The organism is Vreelandella zhuhanensis (assembly GCF_009793355.1).
GTDB lineage: Bacteria > Pseudomonadota > Gammaproteobacteria > Pseudomonadales > Halomonadaceae > Vreelandella > Vreelandella zhuhanensis.
In genome coordinates this window covers 387479-405661 of record NZ_WTKP01000002.1, presented here as the reverse complement: position 1 = coordinate 405661, position 18183 = coordinate 387479, and the positions used below count along the sequence as shown (strand labels likewise).

The 18183-nt window shown below is 55.3% G+C and carries 18 protein-coding genes, 1 tRNA gene and 1 pseudogene; 15 read left to right on the top strand and 5 right to left on the bottom strand.

From position 1 onward, the window contains the following. Positions 1-77 precede the first annotated feature (77 nt). From GPM19_RS04225 to GPM19_RS04210, 4 genes are all read left to right on the top strand, one after another. Entirely contained in the window at positions 78-416 is a 339-nt protein-coding gene (locus tag GPM19_RS04225) for a class III extradiol ring-cleavage dioxygenase family protein (protein WP_160417605.1), read from the top strand. Between the two features lie 166 nt (positions 417-582). After that, positions 583-1353 carry a glutaredoxin gene (locus GPM19_RS04220; protein ID WP_202114675.1) on the top strand — a complete coding sequence of 257 codons (771 nt, stop codon included), beginning with the start codon at positions 583-585 and terminating at the stop codon, positions 1351-1353. A gap of 17 nt (positions 1354-1370) precedes the next feature. Continuing rightward, positions 1371-2711, top strand: coding sequence for an APC family permease (locus GPM19_RS04215; protein ID WP_160417604.1), 1341 nt, complete (start codon positions 1371-1373; stop codon positions 2709-2711). A 212-nt stretch (positions 2712-2923) separates the two neighbouring features. Further along, positions 2924-3400, top strand: coding sequence for a CreA family protein (locus GPM19_RS04210; RefSeq protein WP_160417603.1), 477 nt, complete (start codon positions 2924-2926; stop codon positions 3398-3400). Here the strand turns inward: GPM19_RS04210 and GPM19_RS04205 are convergent. After that, entirely contained in the window at positions 3372-4274 is a 903-nt protein-coding gene (locus GPM19_RS04205) for an alpha/beta hydrolase (protein WP_202114674.1), read from the bottom strand. The two genes, GPM19_RS04210 and GPM19_RS04205, sit on opposite strands and share 29 nt — an antisense overlap. A 269-nt stretch (positions 4275-4543) precedes the next feature. Here GPM19_RS04205 and GPM19_RS15590 point away from each other — a divergent pair, with 269 nt between their 5' ends. Then, a complete protein-coding gene (locus GPM19_RS15590; protein ID WP_160417601.1) occupies positions 4544-5485 on the top strand; it encodes a DnaJ C-terminal domain-containing protein in 942 nt (313 codons plus the stop codon). A 3-nt stretch (positions 5486-5488) separates the two neighbouring features. Then, positions 5489-5803 (top strand): chaperone modulator CbpM, encoded by a 315-nt coding sequence (locus GPM19_RS04195; protein ID WP_160417600.1) that lies wholly within the window; start codon positions 5489-5491, stop codon positions 5801-5803. A 69-nt stretch (positions 5804-5872) separates the two neighbouring features. On the opposite strand, the gene GPM19_RS04190 is transcribed toward GPM19_RS04195, so the two are convergent. Then, entirely contained in the window at positions 5873-7057 is a 1185-nt protein-coding gene (locus tag GPM19_RS04190; protein WP_160417599.1) for a thiolase family protein, read from the bottom strand. 122 nt (positions 7058-7179) lie between these two features. Then, complete coding sequence (locus GPM19_RS04185) at positions 7180-7668, bottom strand: pyridoxamine 5'-phosphate oxidase family protein (RefSeq protein ID WP_160417598.1); 489 nt, start codon at positions 7666-7668, stop codon at positions 7180-7182. A 126-nt stretch (positions 7669-7794) separates the two neighbouring features. Between GPM19_RS04185 and GPM19_RS04180 the strand changes: the two genes are divergently transcribed. The 5 genes and pseudogenes from GPM19_RS04180 to GPM19_RS15725 form a co-directional block, all read left to right on the top strand. Further along, positions 7795-8355 (top strand): nucleoside deaminase, encoded by a 561-nt coding sequence (locus tag GPM19_RS04180; protein ID WP_160417597.1) that lies wholly within the window; start codon positions 7795-7797, stop codon positions 8353-8355. Positions 8356-8812: 457 nt separating this feature from the next. After that, entirely contained in the window at positions 8813-9148 is a 336-nt protein-coding gene (gene tnpB, locus GPM19_RS04175) for an IS66 family insertion sequence element accessory protein TnpB (protein WP_160417596.1), read from the top strand. Positions 9149-9256: 108 nt separating this feature from the next. Continuing rightward, positions 9257-10156: an IS66 family transposase gene (gene tnpC, locus GPM19_RS04170; protein ID WP_319928091.1), complete on the top strand. Its 900-nt coding sequence runs from the start codon at positions 9257-9259 to the stop codon at positions 10154-10156. A gap of 84 nt (positions 10157-10240) precedes the next feature. Next, complete coding sequence (locus GPM19_RS04165) at positions 10241-11065, top strand: MipA/OmpV family protein (RefSeq protein WP_160417595.1); 825 nt, start codon at positions 10241-10243, stop codon at positions 11063-11065. A 505-nt stretch (positions 11066-11570) separates the two neighbouring features. Further along, positions 11571-11793 (top strand): annotated as a pseudogene (locus tag GPM19_RS15725) (DDE-type integrase/transposase/recombinase); the annotation flags it as partial. Positions 11794-12044: 251 nt separating this feature from the next. Here GPM19_RS15725 and GPM19_RS04155 read toward each other — a convergent pair. Further along, positions 12045-12121, bottom strand: a tRNA-Met gene (locus GPM19_RS04155). A gap of 286 nt (positions 12122-12407) precedes the next feature. Between GPM19_RS04155 and phbB the strand changes: the two genes are divergently transcribed. Beyond that, positions 12408-13154, top strand: coding sequence for an acetoacetyl-CoA reductase (phbB, locus tag GPM19_RS04150; protein WP_160417593.1), 747 nt, complete (start codon positions 12408-12410; stop codon positions 13152-13154). 73 nt (positions 13155-13227) lie between these two features. Here the strand turns inward: phbB and GPM19_RS04145 are convergent, their stop codons facing one another. Then, entirely contained in the window at positions 13228-16044 is a 2817-nt protein-coding gene (locus GPM19_RS04145) for a DUF349 domain-containing protein (RefSeq protein WP_160417592.1), read from the bottom strand. Between the two features lie 253 nt (positions 16045-16297). Between GPM19_RS04145 and minC the strand changes: the two genes are divergently transcribed. The 3 genes from minC to minE are packed head-to-tail and all read left to right on the top strand — an operon-like array spanning position 16298 to position 18153. Beyond that, the gene (minC, locus tag GPM19_RS04140; protein WP_160417591.1) at positions 16298-17044 is read left to right on the top strand and encodes a septum site-determining protein MinC; all 747 of its coding nucleotides are present in this window, start codon (positions 16298-16300) and stop codon (positions 17042-17044) included. 33 nt (positions 17045-17077) lie between these two features. Then, positions 17078-17896 carry a septum site-determining protein MinD gene (gene minD / locus GPM19_RS04135; protein WP_160417590.1) on the top strand — a complete coding sequence of 273 codons (819 nt, stop codon included), beginning with the start codon at positions 17078-17080 and terminating at the stop codon, positions 17894-17896. Then, positions 17893-18153, top strand: coding sequence for a cell division topological specificity factor MinE (gene minE / locus GPM19_RS04130; protein ID WP_114487617.1), 261 nt, complete (start codon positions 17893-17895; stop codon positions 18151-18153). The genes minD and minE overlap by 4 nt, the downstream gene beginning before the upstream one ends. The last annotated feature ends 30 nt before the right edge of the window (positions 18154-18183 follow it).

Below are 18183 nucleotides of genomic sequence, written 5' to 3'. Positions count from 1 at the left end.
GATAGTAAAGATAGTAACGTGAGCCCCCACCTGGGGCGAGGCTTCAACGCCAAGAGTAAAAATAGCGACATCCATTGGTGAACAGCCTGGATGCGCGCGCGCACATTGAGATTGGCTGTGCGCTACAAGCATTGGCGCATGAAAATATGCTGGTGATTGGTTCCGGTTTGTCGTTTCACAATATGCAGGCGTTTTTTGCGCCCCATACTCCAGAGATTCAAACGCGTAATCAGGCGTTTGAGGATTGGTTGGAAGCTACCTGTACCGATACGCGTATGGATGAATCGGAGCGAGCCGAACGTTTAGCGCAATGGGAGGATGCTCCCCATGCCCGGTTTTGCCATCCTCGTGAAGAGCCAGTGATGTTCGTATTTTTTTCAATCATCCTCGGCAAAGAATCGGGAATGTTTCATTAGCGCTCGGCCCAGCGACGCTAGGCTATTCACGTCACTATGAGCTAGTGTTAAGAGATTGATGTTACTCGTCACAAACTTGCGACTGTATTCTAATTAAGATAATGGTGCTAAATAAGGAATTTCATATAGAAAATTGGGTTGGCATTTAAAAGGAGGGCAATATCCTATGGGCTTATCGACGACATCTTCTGCACCTAGTGAGACCGCACGTGTCTTCCGCATGAAGACAGAGGAACATCTCTGTCCTTTTGGCCTTAAAACTGTAGATCTGCTCAAGCGAAAAGGTTATCAGGTCGAGGATAATCTTTTGACCTCGCGTCAGGAGATTGAAGATTTCAAGGAAAAGGCTGAGGTCGATACCACGCCGCAAGTCTATATTGGGCAAGAGCGAGTAGGGGGTTATGAAGAAGTTCGTGCCTACCTTGGCTTGAGTGTCCCTGGTGATAAGGAGACAACCTATCGGCCTGTCATCGCTATCTTTGCCACCTCCTTGTTGATTGGCCTGGCGGTTAGCTGGGTAGATAGTGGCCCTCTCCTATCACTGCGAATGCTTGAGTATGCCATTGCCGCTGCCATGATCCTCTTGGGTCTTCAGAAACTGCAGGATGTTGAAAGCTTCAGCAATATGTTTCTCAACTATGATCTGCTGGCCCAACGGCATGTGCCCTATAGTTACGTTTATCCCTACGCCGAAACCTTGGCCGGTGTCTTAATGCTGGCCGGGGCGCTGATATGGTTTGCTGCTCCATTGGCGCTGTTTGTCGGCACTGTCGGAGCGGTATCAGTATTCAAGGCGGTCTACATCGATAAACGTGAGCTGAAGTGTGCCTGTGTCGGTGGGAATAGCAACGTCCCACTGGGGTTTGTATCGTTAACCGAGAATCTTGTAATGATGGGGATGGGTATCTGGATGCCACTCAAATCCTTCATCTTATAGCACTGGGGGAGGCTTAGATGTCCAAATCAATGGATAGAACGCCACAATACAAACAAAATAGCCTCTCCCTGGTGGGTGCGATTGCCTTAGGGACGGGGGTCATGATTGGTGCTGGCATTTTTGCCTTGACAGGACAGATGGCCGAAATGACAGGGAAGCTTTTCCCTCTCGCCTTTTTGTCATCGGCGCTGATCGTAGCCTTCAGCGCATACTCTTACGTGAAGATGTCCAATGCCTATCCGTCAGCGGGTGGAATCGGCATGTACCTCCAGAAAGCGTATGGCCCGACACTGCCCACCGCTTTTCATGCACTTTTAATGTATTTTTCCATGGTGATTGCCCAAAGTTTCCTGGCGAGAACGTTTGGGTCCTATACGCTTGAGCTTTTCGATGCAGGAGATAGGTCTTTGCTCGTCCCTTCATTGGGTGTTGCACTACTGCTAACGGCATTTTTAATCAACCTTGCTGCCAATAAGTTAATACAAGGTGTTGCGTCAGTACTTGGGTTCATAAAGATTGGTGGGATTATCCTGTTCGGGGTGGTCGGTGTCATCGTCGCTGACTCCGTCGGCATGAAGACCTCGGCGTCGGCACCTGAAGCATCCTTTACGGGATTTTTGGGTGCTACCGCTTTGGGTATCTTGGCCTTCAAGGGGTTCACGACGATCACTAACAGTGGCTCAGAGATAAAAGATCCGCATAAGAACGTGGGCAGGGCGATAATGATATCGATCAGCCTTTGCGTCGTGATCTATGCATTGGTGGGGTTTGCGGTAGCAAGTAACCTGTCCCTGACTGAAATTATCGAAACACAGGATTACTCGCTAGCGGCTGCTGCGAGGCCGGCTCTTGGAGAGGCCGCTGTCTGGTTCACCGTCATTCTTGCCATGCTGGCCACTGCGGGTGGCATCATTGCCAGTATATTTGCCGTCTCGCGAATGTTGGCAATGCTGACTGAAATGAAGCTGGTGCCGCATCGTCACTTTCACATGCCAGGCAGTATTCAGAAGCATACCTTGGTTTATACGGTCGTGCTTGGTTTGGTCTTGACAGCATTTTTTGATCTTAGCCGCATTGCTGCGCTTGGTATCATTTTCTATTTAATCATGGATATAGGCATTCATTGGGGAGTGTTTCGCCATCTTCGAAAAGAAATTGATGCAAATGCCTCTATATTAGTGGTGGCTATATTGCTTGATGTAATCGTTCTGGCGGGTTTCCTTTGGGTGAAGGCTACGACAGATCCTCTGGTACTTATCGTTGCAGCGGTAATGATGGTGGTTATCTTTTTGGCTGAGCGACTCTTTCTGTTTAGCAAAGGATCCCACAGCTTAAGCGATAACACTCATTCTCATTGATCTTCAAAGAAGAGACGCCCGTTCAGCTGCCCGTCGTCGATAGGACGAGCAGAGTCACTCGTACGGAACGGCTGGATTGTGGTAGGTCCTCACGAAACGTGCTCCGTCTTAGCCAATAATCCTGTGCGATTCACCGCCCAGCGACCTGAGCATCGGGTATGCTCTTGGCCTGTCCATCACTCGGCTGGTCATTGCATAGGAGGCTACTACCCATGTTTTCCCCACGACATATGGCGAGCAGGGCGCTTGTTATCATATTTTCGCTGCTTCCGCCCGCGCTGCTTGCGCAAGACGCCCACATTGGCAGTGTGCGGACGGAGTTCAAGCTACTTGGTCCGAACAGTACCATCGAAGTGGAACGCTTCGATGACCCGAAGGTACAAGGCATCTCTTGCTATATTTCCTATTCCCAGATTGGCGGGATTTCGGGTGCGGTGGGACTTGCTGAGGAGGCCAGTGAGACTAGCGTGGCATGCCGGCAGACCGGAGAGGTTGTCTTCGAGCCCGCCGAAGTGGAGCAGCAAGAGGTGATTTTTACTCAGCGTCGTTCTGTGCTTTTCAAGAACATGCGCGTAGTACGCATGCACGACACGCAAACCCAGACCTTCATATACCTGACGTACAGCACCAAGCTTGTCGATGGCTCGCCGAAGAACGCGATTAGTGCCGTTCACTATGGCGATCTGTAATTGCCTGAGCCGGGGCGGCGCGTAAGAACGCCACCAGCTCATCGCCGTGGTGGACAAGGCTTGCGCTCAAGTCGTGCCCACCTTCTACCAAGCGCAGCGTCACATTAGTTCTCCCGGCGCTCGCAAGCATGTGTGCATCATCAGGCGGAATCACCGTATCACTCTCGCCATGTACCAGGAGCACCGGGCAGCGAATCCTGCCCAGCGTATTCACTGGTGCGATTGCATCGAAGCGGTGGCCGATCACATGCTCGACGTAGCGCAGCACGTACCAGCCCAACGGGAAAAACGGCAGGCCTTTCTGCGCTAGCCAGCGGCGCATCATGCTATCCGGGTGGGCAAAGCTTGCCAGACTCACCACGGCGGCAATATCGTCGCGGCGTGAGGCGGCGAGAAGCGTCGCCGCCGCTCCCACCGAGTGGCCGATCAGCGCGGTGGGAAGCGCAGCTTGCGTCTGTTTCAACCAGGCAAGTGCCGCATCGATATCTTCGGCAAAGCGCGGCATGGAAGAGAACGTATCGCTGTCGCTGTCGCCATGATTGCGGACATCAAATAGCAGCACATTCCAGCCGGCTTCAAGCAACAGCGGTGCAAGTGGCAGTAGGGTGGCACGGTTCGCACCCCAGCCATGGGTCAGCACCACATGGCCTCGAGGCCATGCCGCGGGTAGCCACCAGCCCTCCAGCCACCGTCCGCGTTGAGTGGCAAAGCGCGCCGCTTCACCGTGTAGTCGATGTGCTTCCAGCGTTGTTGCCACCGGCTCCCTTGGAGCGGCAAGCTCTCGCTGTAGGCGGCGATGAAAGCGCCTTCGCAGCGTCACCCCTCCTGCAACACCGCCCGCCAATATGCTCGCCACATAAAACCATATGCTCACTTTCACCTCCTGATTCAAGCGAGAATTGTAGTTGCTGCAAGGCATAACGTTAGCTATATCGTGTCAGCTTGCTTCGCTTGAGCCCACATAAAAAAGCCACCGGAATCATCAGGGTGATGCCAAGAGCGCGAACACGAGATTTTCTTCCACTGCCAGCTCTCCTCCGTCATTTTCGACTAGACTTGAGTCAAACCGCTGGTTCCTTTCAGGAGTGGCACGGTTGTCATCGCGCTTCTGGATGGTCATGGTCTCTGTCGGAGCTTTCATAAGTGGAATTCAAGGATTACTACCAAGTGCTCGGGGTGGCGAAGACCGCGACGACCGAGGAAATCAAGAAAGCCTACCGCAAGCTGGCGCGTAAGTTTCATCCCGACGTCAGCAAGGAGCCTGAAGCCGAACAGCGTATGCAAGAGCTTAATGAGGCCAAGGCAGTGCTGTCCGATCCGGAGAAGCGTCTCGCCTATGACCAGCTGGCTCAGCAATATCGGTCGGGACAGGATTTTCAGCCGCCCCCTGACTGGGATGCGGGCTTCGAGTTCAGCGGGCGTGGTTTTGAGGAGGCCGATTTCGGTGAGTTCAGTGACTTCTTTGCCAACCTGTTTGGTCAAGGTGGCCGGGCAGGGCGAAGGAGCCGCAGCTATCAGATGCGCGGCGAGGACCGTCACGCCAAGATCAATATCGACCTGGCAGATGCTTTCCATGGCGCGACCCGGGCGATCACTCTGCAAGTGCCCGAGCTTGATGCGCAAGGCCATGTGGTTTCCAGGGAACACACCCTGAGCGTGCGTATCCCCAAGGGCGTCAAGGAGGGCCAGCATATTCGCCTGACGGGGCAGGGCAGTCCCGGTGTTGGAGGTGGCCCGGCGGGTGACCTGTATCTGGAAATTCACTTCACGCCGGATTCGCGTTATCGGGTCGAGGGGCGGGATGTACATCAAAGAGTACCGGTGACACCTTGGGAGGCCGCTCTGGGGGCCAGTATCGAAACCCCGACTCCCTCGGGAATGGTGAAGCTTAAGGTGCCTGCCGGGTCACAGACCGGTCGCAGATTGCGCCTGAAGGGGCGGGGTATCCCAGGGCCGGAGCCGGGTGATCTTTATGTGGAACTCGAGGTGGTACTGCCCCCGGCCGATACCGACAAGGCACGCGAACTGTATAAGACTATGGCGCATGAACTCGCTTTCGACCCGCGCCAACGCAGGGGAGGTTAGGACATGGTGCAGCAGCGTATCATCAGAGGCGAACTGATCGATGAGGCGACCCTGACCCTCGAGGATCTGGCTCGTGCCTGCTCGGTGGAAACCGATTGGGTCGTCGAGCGTATCGAGAGCGGTCTGCTGGCCGATGGTTCGCCCTATATGGCGAGCTGGCGCTTCACCAGTCATGACCTGACCCGTGCCCGACGGCTGAGTCAGCTGGAGCGTGACTTCGAGGCAGCGCCCGAGCTCGCCGCCTTGGCGACCGACCTGATCGAGGAGAACCAGCGCCTGAGGGATCGCTTGCGGGCTGCGGGACTGGTTGATGACTAGGTGTTTGGTCCCGAAGAGTCAAGCTCGAGACAAGCCGCTGGCGCGTCGTGACATGCCAGCGGCCGAGCGTCAGAGGGTTTCCAGTGCCAGTGCGATGCCCTGACCGCCGCCGATACACAAAGTGACGATGCCGCGGTGTTCGCCGTTACGCTGCATGGCATGTAACAGCCGTGTGGTCAGAACCGCGCCGGTGGCACCAATCGGATGGCCGTGAGCGATAGCGCCGCCCTCCACGTTGACGATCTCTTCCGGCAGGCCGAGTTCGCGCTGGCAGGCCAAGGCAATGGCGGCGAAGGCCTCGTTGATCTCCACCCGGTCCAGATCATCCACCGACCAGCCGGCGCGCTCAAGCGCCTGCTTGACTGCCGGTACCGGGCCGATGCCGAAGTAGCCAGGCTCCACGGCGCTGATGCCGAAAGCCACCAGGCGGGCCACGGGGGTGAGGCCCTGCTGCTCGGCCCAGTCGCGTTCGGCAACGATCATCGCCGCCGCGCCGCTGTTTAGACCGGGGGAATTACCTGCGGTGATGGTACCTTCTTTACGAAAAGCGGGCTTCATCTTACCCAGCGATTCCAGGGTGATATCCGGGCGGTTGTGCTCGTCGCGGGCGAAGGTGGTGGTACCCTTGCGGCTAGTGAGTTCCACCCCGGCAATTTCAGCATCGAAGTGGCCGGCTTCCTGGGCCTTGGAGAAGCGCTGCTGAGAGCGCAGCGCCCAAATGTCCTGGTCTTCGCGGGAGATGCTGTAGCGGCTCACTAGATCTTCGGTATGCCAGCCGGAGTGCTTGCCGCTGAAGGCGTCGTTGAGGCCGTCAAGCAGCATAGTATCGTGCATGGTCACGTCGCCCATGCGTGCGCCCCAGCGCCCCTGGGGCATCACGTAGGGTGCGCGGTCCATGTTCTCCATGCCGCCGGCAATCGCGCAGTCAGCCATGCCGCTCCAGACCTCCATGGCCGCACTGACCACTGCCTGGGCGCCGGAACCGCAGACCCGATTGACGGTAAGCGCCGGGATTTCCACGGGAAGCCCTCCGCCAATGCCGGCCTGACGGCCCGAGTTCATGCGACAGCCCGCCTGAATCACGTGACCCATCACCAGCGAATCCACCTTCTCGGCGGCAAGCCCGGCGCGGGAAAGGGTCTCCTGAATGACCTGTGCGCCCAGGTCGGTGGCGGGGGTGTCCTTGAGGCTGCCGCCATAGGTGCCGATGGCCGTGCGGACGGGATGGCAGATGACGACGTCGCGAGTTGACATAAATACTCCTCTAATCGTTTGGGTAAACGGCCGGAGCGGCCGCAGATCAGGACATTTCACCTATAGCACTGAGTTGGCGCCGAGGCCATGGCAGGCCAGCCAGTGCCGGCGTCAGAACGAAGTCAGCCGCCGAACTTTTCATTTTCGCCCAGGTTCGGGGTAGCGTCTTTCTTGACGTTGGCCTTGGCGATCTCATAGAGCTGGAACGTCTTGCTCTCTTTGGCCTTCCAGTGCTCACCCATCTGTACCTTGATTTCCAGTAAAGCCACGTCCGGGTCGTCCTTGCCTTCAGGGAACCAGGCCCCGATGAAGGGGTTCCAGTATTTTTCGATCAGCTCGCGGTCATCGGTGAGGTTGGCCTGGCCCGAGAGCGACACGTACACGCCTTCTTCCTGATCGGAGAAGCTGAGGCAGACGTCGTGATCACTGGCGGTTTCAAAGACCTTCTCGGCACTGCGGCGGGTGAAGAACCACAGGGTGCCATCATATTCATCCTGAACCAGGTGCATCGGCCGGGCACGAGGCATATCGCCATCCAGCGTAACCAGCATGCCGACTTTGATATCCTTGATCATCTTCCAGATCTTCTGCTTGTGCTCAGGACTGGACATAGCTTCAATCTCCTGTCGAATACGGTGCGGCGAATAGGAAATGACGATGCTAATGCTAATGCATTGAACATCACTAGAATCAGCCTAGTTACCATTATTAACCTCGGCAAACCGAAGGGCGCGAGTATGCAATCACTATTAAACGAAAAAACGCAGGTCACCGAGGCGGCACTGAAAGCCATTGCCCACATGCCCACCGCCAGCCTGTCGGCGTTGATGGATGAGGCCTTCATTCGTCGCCTGAGCGATGCCGATCTCATGCGGGTCGCGGTGCTGCTGGCGCGCAAAAGTTATGACGAGGGCGGCTGTCCCATCGGCGCGGTGATTATCGATAACGTGACGCGGCGGATTGTTGGCAAGGGGCATAACACCCTGGTGCAGGAGAACCATCCTTACAACCATGGAGAGACCGCTGCCATGCGCGATGCGGGCCGACTCGACTTCAGCCAGACGACCCTGTTCACCTCCTTGAGCCCCTGCGAGATCTGCGCCACGCTGCTGCATATGCGCGGCGTCTCGCGTGTTGTGGTGGGCGATATCACCAATGCCGCGGGCACGGAAGCGCTGCTGCGCGAGAAGGGAGTTCAGGTCGATATTTTGGAAGACACCCAAGGTATTACACTCTACGCGCGCTTCCGCGAAGAAAATCCTGAGCTTGAGCGTGAAGACTGGAAGGGTATGCGGTAAGAAAGTATGCGACCGGTGAACACACCTTCCACTGAACCGCGATTTCCTTGACGGTAGGTGTCCACCTATTTCTTAGTGGACACTACCATGACCGAATTAAGCGTGTTGGAAGCGCCCCGCAAGCGCCGCCGTTACAGTCCAGAATTCAAAGCCAGTATTATATCAACGCCTGCCCACAGGCCGGCGCCTCAGTGGCCAGCATCGCGTTAGAGAATGCATTGAACGCCAACCTAGTACACAAGTGGATTCGTGAAGCGCGCCGACAGACGCCCAGAAATGATCCGCGCGCGTTCGATCCAGTGCCAGTATCAGGCACGTCCGCACCGGAAACTACTCAGCATAATAGTCGGACAGACTATATTCGCCTATTGATACCGAGGGCTAACGGCGTCGTAACAGTCGAATGGCCAGTATCTGATCAACAGGGCTGCCGGGCGTTGCTGAAGGATTTGCTATCGTGATCTGTATTGACGAAATCTGGTTGGTTACCGAGCCGCTTGACATGCGCGCTGGCCCGGATACAGCCCTGGCTCGGGTCGTGAAGGTGTTTGGCGCCGCTCGGCCGCATTGCGCTTATCTGTTTGCTAACCGCCGCGGTAACCGCATGAAAGTGCTGGTTCATGATGGACTGGGTATCTGGCTGTGTGCCCGGCGTCTGAAGCAGGGTAAGTTCCACTGGGCTGAGACGTGGCGGAGAGACCGGATTGAGTTATCAGCGGAACAGGTCGTGACATTGGTACAAGGCCTCCCCTGGCAGCGTCTCGGTGCCAACGGGGTTATCTTAACGCTCTGACCTCTCCGGCCAGAAAGGGCATAGAACCTCCTGATCTGCTATTCGCGGATCTGCTAATCCCGCTATTTCTCAAGGGCTGGCATACTCAGCATATGACTATGCCACTCGATCTGTCTCAGCTCTCTCCCGATCAACTCCGCCGAGTGGGTCGGCCTATGCGGCCTACGGCTTCAGCTCCTCGTCGATGCGCTGCGTGATCTGCTACTTAAAGAGCCGGTGCTGCATGCTGACGAGACGCCGGTCCCGATGCTGGCACCGGGTAAAAAGAAGACCCATCGCACCTACCTCTGGGCCTATGCCACCACGCCTTACACAGAGTTGAAGGCGGTGGTCTACGACTTCAGTGAAGGACGCGGTGGTCACCATGCTCGCGACTTCCTGGGTGAATGGCGAGGCAAGTTGGTCTGCGACGACTATGGTGGCTACAGACAGAGCTTTGCCGGCGTCACCGAGATCGGCTGCATGGCTCATGCACGGTGCAAGTTCGTTGATCTGCACGTTACTGAAAAGAGCCAGATCGCCGAGCAGGCCATCGACCTGATCGGTCAGCTCTACCAGATAGAGCGTGAGGTCAAATCGCTCACCGCGGAAGAACGCCAACGGCTACGCGATACCAGAGCGAGGCCTATCGCCGACACGCTATACCGCTGGATGCTGGCTCATCGCGAGAAAGTGCCGGAGGGCTCAGCAATGGCGAAAGCGATGGACTACAGCCTGAAACGCTGGGCAGCCCTGACGCGCTACCTGGATGACGGCCGGTTGCCTATCGATAATAATCGGATAGAGAATCTGATCCGTCCCCGGCACAGGGGCGCCGCAACTGGTTGTTCGCCGGCTCACTGCGCAGCGGCCAGCATCATGAGCCTGATCCAGTCGACCAAGCTGAACAGGCATGATCCTTACGCCTATCTGAAGGATGTCATGACGCGTCTACCGACGCAGAAGAACAGAGCCATAGACGAGCTATTGCCCCACAACTGGAAACCGGCTATACCTGACAATGCGTGATGGCTAAACTCTTACGTTAAAAATAATCATCTATAGTGACGAGTAAAACGTATTACCACCTCCTGCTTCATAGGTGAAAAAATCATGAAAAAAATAGTGCTTCATGTCGTCACATTTATTGGCGCTCTTTCATGTTTCGGATCGGTAAATGCGACGGAGGCGAGAACCCCTCTCGTTCCGCTTCCTTCTATCGACGATTTTACGGATGGCGATGGTTGGGGCTTTGGGCTTGGGCTGGGCGTTGAATACGAGACTGCTTATGAGGGTTCGGACGAATTCGAGTTTGAGATCGACCCGGCTGGGGGTGTTCAGTGGCGAACTGGTGAACACATTTTTTTCTGGGCAGGTGAAGCAATTGGGTGGCGGACATTGGCCAAGGATGCCTGGTTGTTTCAAGCCTCAGTAGGCTACGAAGAGGGCCGTGAAGAGGGTGATTCAGAAGATGGCAGACTGGATGGGTTAGGCGAATCGAATTCTGGAGCGACATTGCTGTTGGAAGTGCGTCATGCCCTTGCAGAAGATTGGCGTTACTTTTTAGATGGCCGTGTATTAACAGGAGAAATCGGTACGCTAGGGATTTTCGGCGCAGGAACTTGTTTGGGTTGCGAACCTAACGGCACGGGCTGGGAAGTTGGCGCTGCTGTCACTTTCCACGATGGTAAGTTAGCCAACCGGGACTTTGGTGTGAACACACAGCAATCCATAGATTCAGGTCTTACAGAAACCGATGTTGATAGCGGGTATAGATCAACTGGTGTCAATGTTAACTATCGAAATTACTTGAACGAAAACTGGCAGATTTTCGGTGAAGCTCTTTACGAAGCCTATGGGAGTGACGTTTCAGATAGCCCCATATCTCGGAATGATTATGAAGCGGAGATCGGTGTTGGCTTCATTTATGTTTTTTGATGTTCCCCCTCTATCAGCCTAGTTTTCCAGTTGGCGATTTCGCCTGAATTTCACTAGCGGGGGTGGCATGGGATCATTCATGCCACGTTATTCTGAAGAACGTAAAGCCGCAGTGCTGAAGAAGCTGTTGCCTCCACAGAACCGAAGGGACCTGTCGGTGTCGGCCGAGGAAGGTATATCCGACGTGACTCTGTATAGTTGGCTGAAACACTGTCGACAACAGGGCATGCCCATGCCAGGTAATCGCACCACCGGGGAAGACTGGTCCCCCGAAGCCAGGCTTGCCTTTGTAGTGGAAACGGCCGACCAGCCCCATAAACTCACACAGGCCGAGGAGCTGGCTATTCTGAGCGCCTGCAATCAACCCCGGTATCGGAGTTTGCCACAGTCACAGATTGTGCCGTCACTGGTTGACAAAGGCGTTTATCTGGCAACTGAATCATCGGGGGCGCATGAAGCCGCCCCGCAAAGTGCTGAAGTCGACCAGCTTCACCGCTTCACCGGGAAAGGCCCTAACCAGGTTTGGGGCTATGACATCAGTTACTGTCCATCAGCGGTGCGTGGCCAGCACTGGTATCTGTACCTGATCATGGACATCTACAGCCGCAAGATCATTGCCTCGGAAATCCATGAAGCCGAGTCCGGTGAACTGGCACAAAAAGCTGGTTGAGCGTGCTCTGCTGCGGGAAGGCTGCTGGCACAATCCACCGGTATTGCACTTCGACAATGCCGTCCACCACGAGTGGACACTATCCTGACGGCCCGCAGTGCCAGGCTCAAGATGGGATTGCCGGACGCTTACGTAAGAAAGGCTAGCGCTGGGGGAATAAACGGACGGAGGAAAATGCTGGTCTGTCGCCTGAAGCTCATGCGATTTTTTGCGGCTCAAGGCGGTCAAAAAATGTGGGCACAGAGAAGATCGAAAAACCAAGCAAAAAAAAGGCAGACCAGTAAGTGACTGATCTGCCTTTCAAAATAATGGTAGCGGGGACCGGATTTGAACCGATGACCTTCGGGTTATGAGCCCGACGAGCTACCAAACTGCTCCACCCCGCATCAACGTGAGATGCATACTACTCTTTTTCTGGATTATGTCAAGCGTGGCTTTAAAACGATTAGCTTATGGTAGTTGCTTTCATTCTGCTGCAACATGGTGATGTTAGGACTATGCTTAATTTACAAATGTGAAAAACTATAACGTTGCGGTCGTTGGGGCCTCATTAGAATCAGGGCATCGACCGCCAAGATTGTAATAAAAAGGCGCTTGAGCGCTTTTCACTAGAATGGCTTGCCAGCAAGCAACATGTTGCCAAGCCATGAGTCATTATCAGGGAGGTAGTCAATGGCAAATCAAGTCCCCGTCGCCTGGGTAACTGGTGGAACTGGTGGTATCGGTACGGCAATTTGTCGTTCTTTGGCGGATGCGGGTTTTCAGGTGGTTGCGGGGTACCATAACCCGGATAAGGCTAAAACCTGGCTGGAGACACAAAAAGCCGATGGCTATACCAACATCGCTCTTTCCGGTATCGATCTTTCCGACCATGATGCCTGTCTCGAAGGTGCCCGTGAGATCAACGAAACGCATGGCCCTATCCAAGTGCTGGTCAATTGTGCCGGCATCACCCGCGACGGCACCATGAAGCGTATGACTTACGACCAATGGTACCAAGTCATTGATACCAACCTTAATAGCGTTTTCAACACCTGCCGTGGTGTGGTTGAGTCGATGCTTGAGCAAAACTACGGGAGGATTATCAATATTTCCTCGATCAATGGGCGCAAGGGCCAGTTCGGCCAGGTTAACTATGCGGCTGCCAAAGCCGGTATGCATGGCCTGACGATGTCGTTGGCTCAGGAAACCGCCACCAAGGGTATTACCGTGAACACGGTATCGCCTGGCTATATTGCGACAGACATGATCATGAAGATTCCCGAAAAAGTCCGGGAAACCATTCGTGAAGGTATTCCCATCAAGCGCTTCGGTACACCGGAAGAAATCGGCCGTCTGGTTGCGTTTCTTGCTCACGAAGATTCGGGCTTCATTACCGGGGCCAATATCGATATCAACGGCGGCCAGTTCATGGGCTGAATCGGTACACCAGCTTTTTCGCTGCATAAAAAACGGGAGGCCTGGCCTCCCGTTTTGCTGTCTTGCTTTTCCTTCAAGGCGGAGGTAAACGGACCAGGCGGCCAAGAAGTTCATCCAATTCGGCGGCTTCGTCTTGCCATAGCGCCTCGGAGATGGGGCCAATGGCGAGAAGTTCAGCAAGCACATCGGTCAGCTCGGAGGCGGGAGTAAGAGGCTGAACGAGGCCTTCGTTGAGCCTTTCCACTTGAATCGCCAGGCGTAGTGGCTCATCGCGTTGACGTACCCGGCCCATGGCCAGTAATGACAAGTGCACCCGATTGCGAGCCAGTGCTTCTTCGACCTCGGGCATGATGCTATCCAGGGAGGTGTTACTGGCGTCTCGGCGTGCCTTGTTGCGCTTCTCGTGAGCGGCCTGGAAGGATGGCTTTAGCGGGACGGTGACAACCGCTTGAGCGATGACCTCCTGAGTAACGTTATGGTTGATAAACGCTGCATCCGCTGCCAGATGCGCATTGAGCAAGGGATATAGCTCGCGCCAGTATTGTACGATCTCGCCCACCTCCAGCCGATTCAAGTGTTCGCGTCTTGTGCGTACGATCCCGCTGAGCCGCCGCTGCATGCCTTCACCACGTCGATTGCGCGGCAGTGGCTCAAGTGTGGCAGCCTCCTTGAGTATATCCTCTAGAATTTCGACTTCGCTGGCCTCCCTGGGTTGCCAGCTGTCCAGGCGCTCGATTAGTTGCTGCATGGCATCCAGCTGGTCTTGCTGCGGCTTGGCTTGTTGGGCCTGGGCGGCGTCGCGCAGCATAAATATTTGATCACACAGCTGGCGAAATTCCTGCCATAACGTTTGTTCTTCTCCTTTGGGAGCGCGCCCCAGCGAGCGCCATTGCTTTTGTAGTGCCTTGGCTTGTGTGGCGCGCTCCGGAGGTGCCAATGTCTCGTCACTCAAGAGGTGACGAGTGGCCTCGATCAGATCGCGTTTGGTGGTGGCAATTGTATGCGCGCGTTGATCAATCAGCGCCTGAAGGTGGTGGCGAACCTTGCCGAAACGTCGTCCAATGGTCTCGGCCTGCTCACGAGGTACCGGTGAATAATGCCGCCATTGCTGGCGCGCCTTGTCGCGAATCTGACGCAATACATCCGGGTCTGCATCTTCAGCAGGTTGAGCGAGCAGCGTTTCGAGCTGTTCACACAAGGCTTCACGCGCCATGAGATTCTGCTGACGCTCCTCTGCCAAACCTTTACGCCAAGGCGCCAGGCGGGCTTGAATACGGTCCGAGGAGTGACGAAAGCGAGCAGACTGTTCACGATTGGCCGCCGCATCGCCCAAGTCTCTCCACTCCTTTACCAGTTGACGATGACGACGGTCTAGGGCCGCTTCGTCCATTGCCGTGTCGTTAGCCAAGGCATCGATCAACTCACACAGCTGTTCACGTTTGGGGCCGGCAACGAATCCTCGCCAGTCACGCAATTCAGCCAGTCGAGCCCCAAGTTTCTTAAGCCTGTTTTTCAATGGCCGGCTGCTGTTGCGAGAAGATAATGCTTCGATTTGGGGCTTGATGCGTTGATGTAATCTGCTGGCACTCTTGAAGGCGCCGCGTTCGAGAAACTGTTCAAAGCTGTCAAGTTGCTCGGCAAGACTATCGAGCTTTTCAGTGGCAGTGGCATCCGTTTGCTCGCCTTGTGAGGATGCCAAGGCTTCTCTGGCGCGAACGAGCAGTGCCGGGGGCGTCAGGTGTTCCGGCCATTGGCTCTGTTTGGTCAGCGCCTGTAATGCCTTGAGGTCATGCTCGGTCAGCGCATTTTCCACTTCCTTGGCAAGCAGTTGCCAGCGTTCCCATGCGTGATAACAGCGCTCGTAGTCGTGCATCATGCGGGTATAACGTTGTTGCTGCTGCTCGCTGGCAGGATGAATGTCGGAGAGCGCTTGCCAGCGATGAGCCAGAAGCTGCTTCTGGGAACGCAAGCTGGCAATGTCCTGCGTCATCAGGGTGGCACCGTGACAGATGCTTTCCAGGCTTTCTTCTATTCCTTCAAGGAGTTCGTCACGGGTCTGGTTGGCGTCTTCCTGGCGCTGTTGATCGACCAGGCGTGCTTGTTCCTGGGCTTCGTGATCGCGCAACGTCTTGCGACAGGTCAGGCAAGCATCCTGGTAACGGGCCTCCTGGGTAGAATCGGGAGACGCCTTGAGAGCCTCCCACTCACGCTGCAGATGACGAAAACGTCCCCCATAAAGAGGCTCCCAAGCCATACGAGCATGCTGCTCCAGGCGGGTCAGCAAGGTTTCACGCTGCTGATATTGGTCATGAAACCATTGGCTGTCGGCCCGTAGCCGTGTAAGACGCTCACGGGCGGTGCGTATTACCTGGCGATCACGCCGAGCCTCCTTGAGCAGGCGCTTGAGGTCAGCTTCCTCATGCAGGCGTTCGGCAGCACTGTGGCGCACCAGCGCTACTCCGTTATGGCAAGCTTGATAAATAAGATCATCAGGCGCACTAAGTTGGGCCAAGGCCGCCAGACGCAAATCGAGATTGTCACCCTGCAGCACTACGGTGTTGAGCAAACGTGCATCGGTGATAGTCTCGATCAGCGCTTGACGACTGGCGAGATCAGCGTGCCCTGTCTGACCGCAAAGCTGACGGCTCACCTCGGCAAACCAGGCCTCATTATCTATTTGAGCAGCGTACCCATCAAGCAGTGCCTGAAGATCGACTAATGCCACCAAGGCTGCCAGCCGGATGTTACTGTCTTCATCTTGGGCTAGGTGCTGAAGTGCCTGGCGTTGTTCGGGGCGCTGGGGGTCAAGCCGTGCTAATGCCTCGCGGCGTACGGCGGCGTCGGGGTGTTGCCAGCGTGGGGCAAACAGGCGTCTTAACAGTCCGTGCATGAATCATCCTGCTGAGGAACACGTAGCGTGAAAAAATGACAAGCCGAGCATTTGTTACATTCAGCGGTTGCAGTCGTTGGCGCTGTCGCTTAGCTTTGCCTTACTGGGTAGTGCTTAAGAAAGCCTCTAAGAAAATGAGAATGCCAAACTTGGCATTGCCTGGATTGAAATCCAAGCCTTACGATGGCTTTCAATGCACTACGCTTATTTTATCTGAGCTTGATTTTACCTGAACATGACGTGGAGTTCGGCAATGAGCCTAAAAATGGATAGCGCCACCATGGCCTTTACCTTCAAAGGCGGCATGTTGCCGATGACTATCATGGAGTTAAACAGTGCCGACCCGGAGCGCATCCGCCGCCAATTAGCCGGTAAGCTGACCCAGTCGCCAGCATTTTTCCAGCATACACCGGTGGTGCTCAGTGTGGAAAAACTGAATGAGCCGCACTTGGCGCTTGAACGTATCTGTGCCGTGTGCCGCGACCACAAACTGCTTCCCGTCGCCGTCAAGGGAGGAGCTGAACCCGTCAAGCAATCGGCCTGGGCACTCGGGTTGGGCTGGTTTCCTTCCAGTGATGGCGGTCGTGGGCGAATCCTGGAAACCGTGGATACTGAAAACAGCAAGCCCACGGAGCCGCTTCCCGCACCGCAAGCTGCGAGTGGCGAATTAGCCGCTACGCGTCTTTATCGTGGCACGGTACGTTCCGGCCAGCAGGTGAGCGCCGCCGAGGGTGACCTGGTGGTGGTCGGGGCGGTCAATGCGGGTGCCGAGGTGCTGGCAGCAGGCAATATTCATGTTTATGGTGCATTGCGAGGGCGTGCACTGGCGGGTATCCATGGTGATTTATCAGCAGGTGTTTACTGCCGGGAACTGCATGCCGAACTACTGTCGGTAGGAGGCAATTACAAACGCTTGGAAGACATTGATTCAAGACTGCTTGGGGCACCTGCAGAAGTACATTACTCGGCCGAGCAGCTAGAAATTCGACCGTTGGTATAATAGCGAAAGACTTATAAAGTAAGGATCCATATCTTGGCCAAGATTATTGTAGTTACCTCCGGTAAAGGGGGTGTTGGAAAAACCACGAGTGCAGCAGCCATTGCCACCGGCCTTGCCCTGCGTGGCAAAAAAACAGTGGTCATCGATTTCGATGTGGGGCTGCGTAACCTTGATTTGATCATGGGGTGTGAGCGCCGGGTGGTTTATGACCTGGTTAATGTGATCCAGGGAGAAGCAGGACTCAATCAGGCGCTGATCCGTGACAAGCGTGTCGAAAACCTTTTTATCCTGCCCGCTTCCCAGACACGCGACAAGGATGCCCTGACACAGGAAGGCGTTGAGGAGGTTCTCGATACACTGAAAGAAACGTTCGACTATATCCTGTGTGACTCCCCGGCAGGTATCGAACGAGGCGCTCAATTGGCGATGTATTACGCCGACGAAGCCATTGTAGTCACCAACCCGGAAGTTTCCTCGGTGCGTGACTCGGATCGTATTCTGGGGTTGTTGTCATCCAAGACGCGACGTGCCGTGCAAGGCGATGATCCGATCAAGGAGCATCTATTGGTTACCCGCTACAACCCGGAGCGCGTGACCCAAGGCGATATGCTGACACTGGATGATATCCGGGAAATCCTGGCGATCAATCTATTGGGGCTGATTCCGGAGTCCGATGCGGTGTTGCGGGCTTCCAACCAGGGCGTACCTGTGACGCATGATGCAGATAGCGATGCCGGCCAGGCGTATACCGATACCGTGTCGCGGTTACTCGGTGAAGACGTACCGCTGCGCTTTCATGAGTGGCAGAAAAAAGGACTGCTGAGCCGTATGTTTGGGGGAGGTCGTCGATGAAACTGCTGGAGTTTTTGAAGCGTGAGCGCAAAAAGTCGGCCTCGGTAGCCAAGGAGCGCCTACAGATCATCGTGGCTCACCAGCGTAGTCAGCGGGGCCAGCCGGATTATATGCCGATGCTCGAGCGTGAATTATTGGAGGTTATCCGTCGTTATGTGCATGTGGGGGACGATGCCATTCAGATCTCGCTGGATAGCGAAGATAACTGCTCGGTGCTCGAGTTGAACGTGACCTTGCCTAAAAGTGAAAGGGATTGAGCCGGATGGCCGGGTGAGTTGGGTGATAAC

Excerpts from the sequence above, each read along its gene's own strand:
- GPM19_RS04210 (WP_160417603.1), top strand. The coding sequence starts at position 2,924 with ATGTTTTCCCCACGACATATGGCGAGCAGGGCGCTTGTTATCATATTT.
- GPM19_RS04215 (WP_160417604.1), top strand. The coding sequence starts at position 1,371 with ATGTCCAAATCAATGGATAGAACGCCACAATACAAACAAAATAGCCTC.
- phbB (WP_160417593.1), top strand. The coding sequence starts at position 12,408 with ATGGCAAATCAAGTCCCCGTCGCCTGGGTAACTGGTGGAACTGGTGGT.
- GPM19_RS04165 (WP_160417595.1), top strand. The coding sequence starts at position 10,241 with ATGAAAAAAATAGTGCTTCATGTCGTCACATTTATTGGCGCTCTTTCA.
- minC (WP_160417591.1), top strand. The coding sequence starts at position 16,298 with ATGAGCCTAAAAATGGATAGCGCCACCATGGCCTTTACCTTCAAAGGC.
- GPM19_RS04190 (WP_160417599.1), bottom strand. The coding sequence starts at position 7,057 with ATGTCAACTCGCGACGTCGTCATCTGCCATCCCGTCCGCACGGCCATC.
- GPM19_RS04180 (WP_160417597.1), top strand. The coding sequence starts at position 7,795 with ATGCAATCACTATTAAACGAAAAAACGCAGGTCACCGAGGCGGCACTG.
- minE (WP_114487617.1), top strand. The coding sequence starts at position 17,893 with ATGAAACTGCTGGAGTTTTTGAAGCGTGAGCGCAAAAAGTCGGCCTCG.
- GPM19_RS04185 (WP_160417598.1), bottom strand. The coding sequence starts at position 7,668 with ATGTCCAGTCCTGAGCACAAGCAGAAGATCTGGAAGATGATCAAGGAT.
- GPM19_RS04145 (WP_160417592.1), bottom strand. The coding sequence starts at position 16,044 with ATGCACGGACTGTTAAGACGCCTGTTTGCCCCACGCTGGCAACACCCC.
- GPM19_RS04195 (WP_160417600.1), top strand. The coding sequence starts at position 5,489 with ATGGTGCAGCAGCGTATCATCAGAGGCGAACTGATCGATGAGGCGACC.
- GPM19_RS04220 (WP_202114675.1), top strand. The coding sequence starts at position 583 with ATGGGCTTATCGACGACATCTTCTGCACCTAGTGAGACCGCACGTGTC.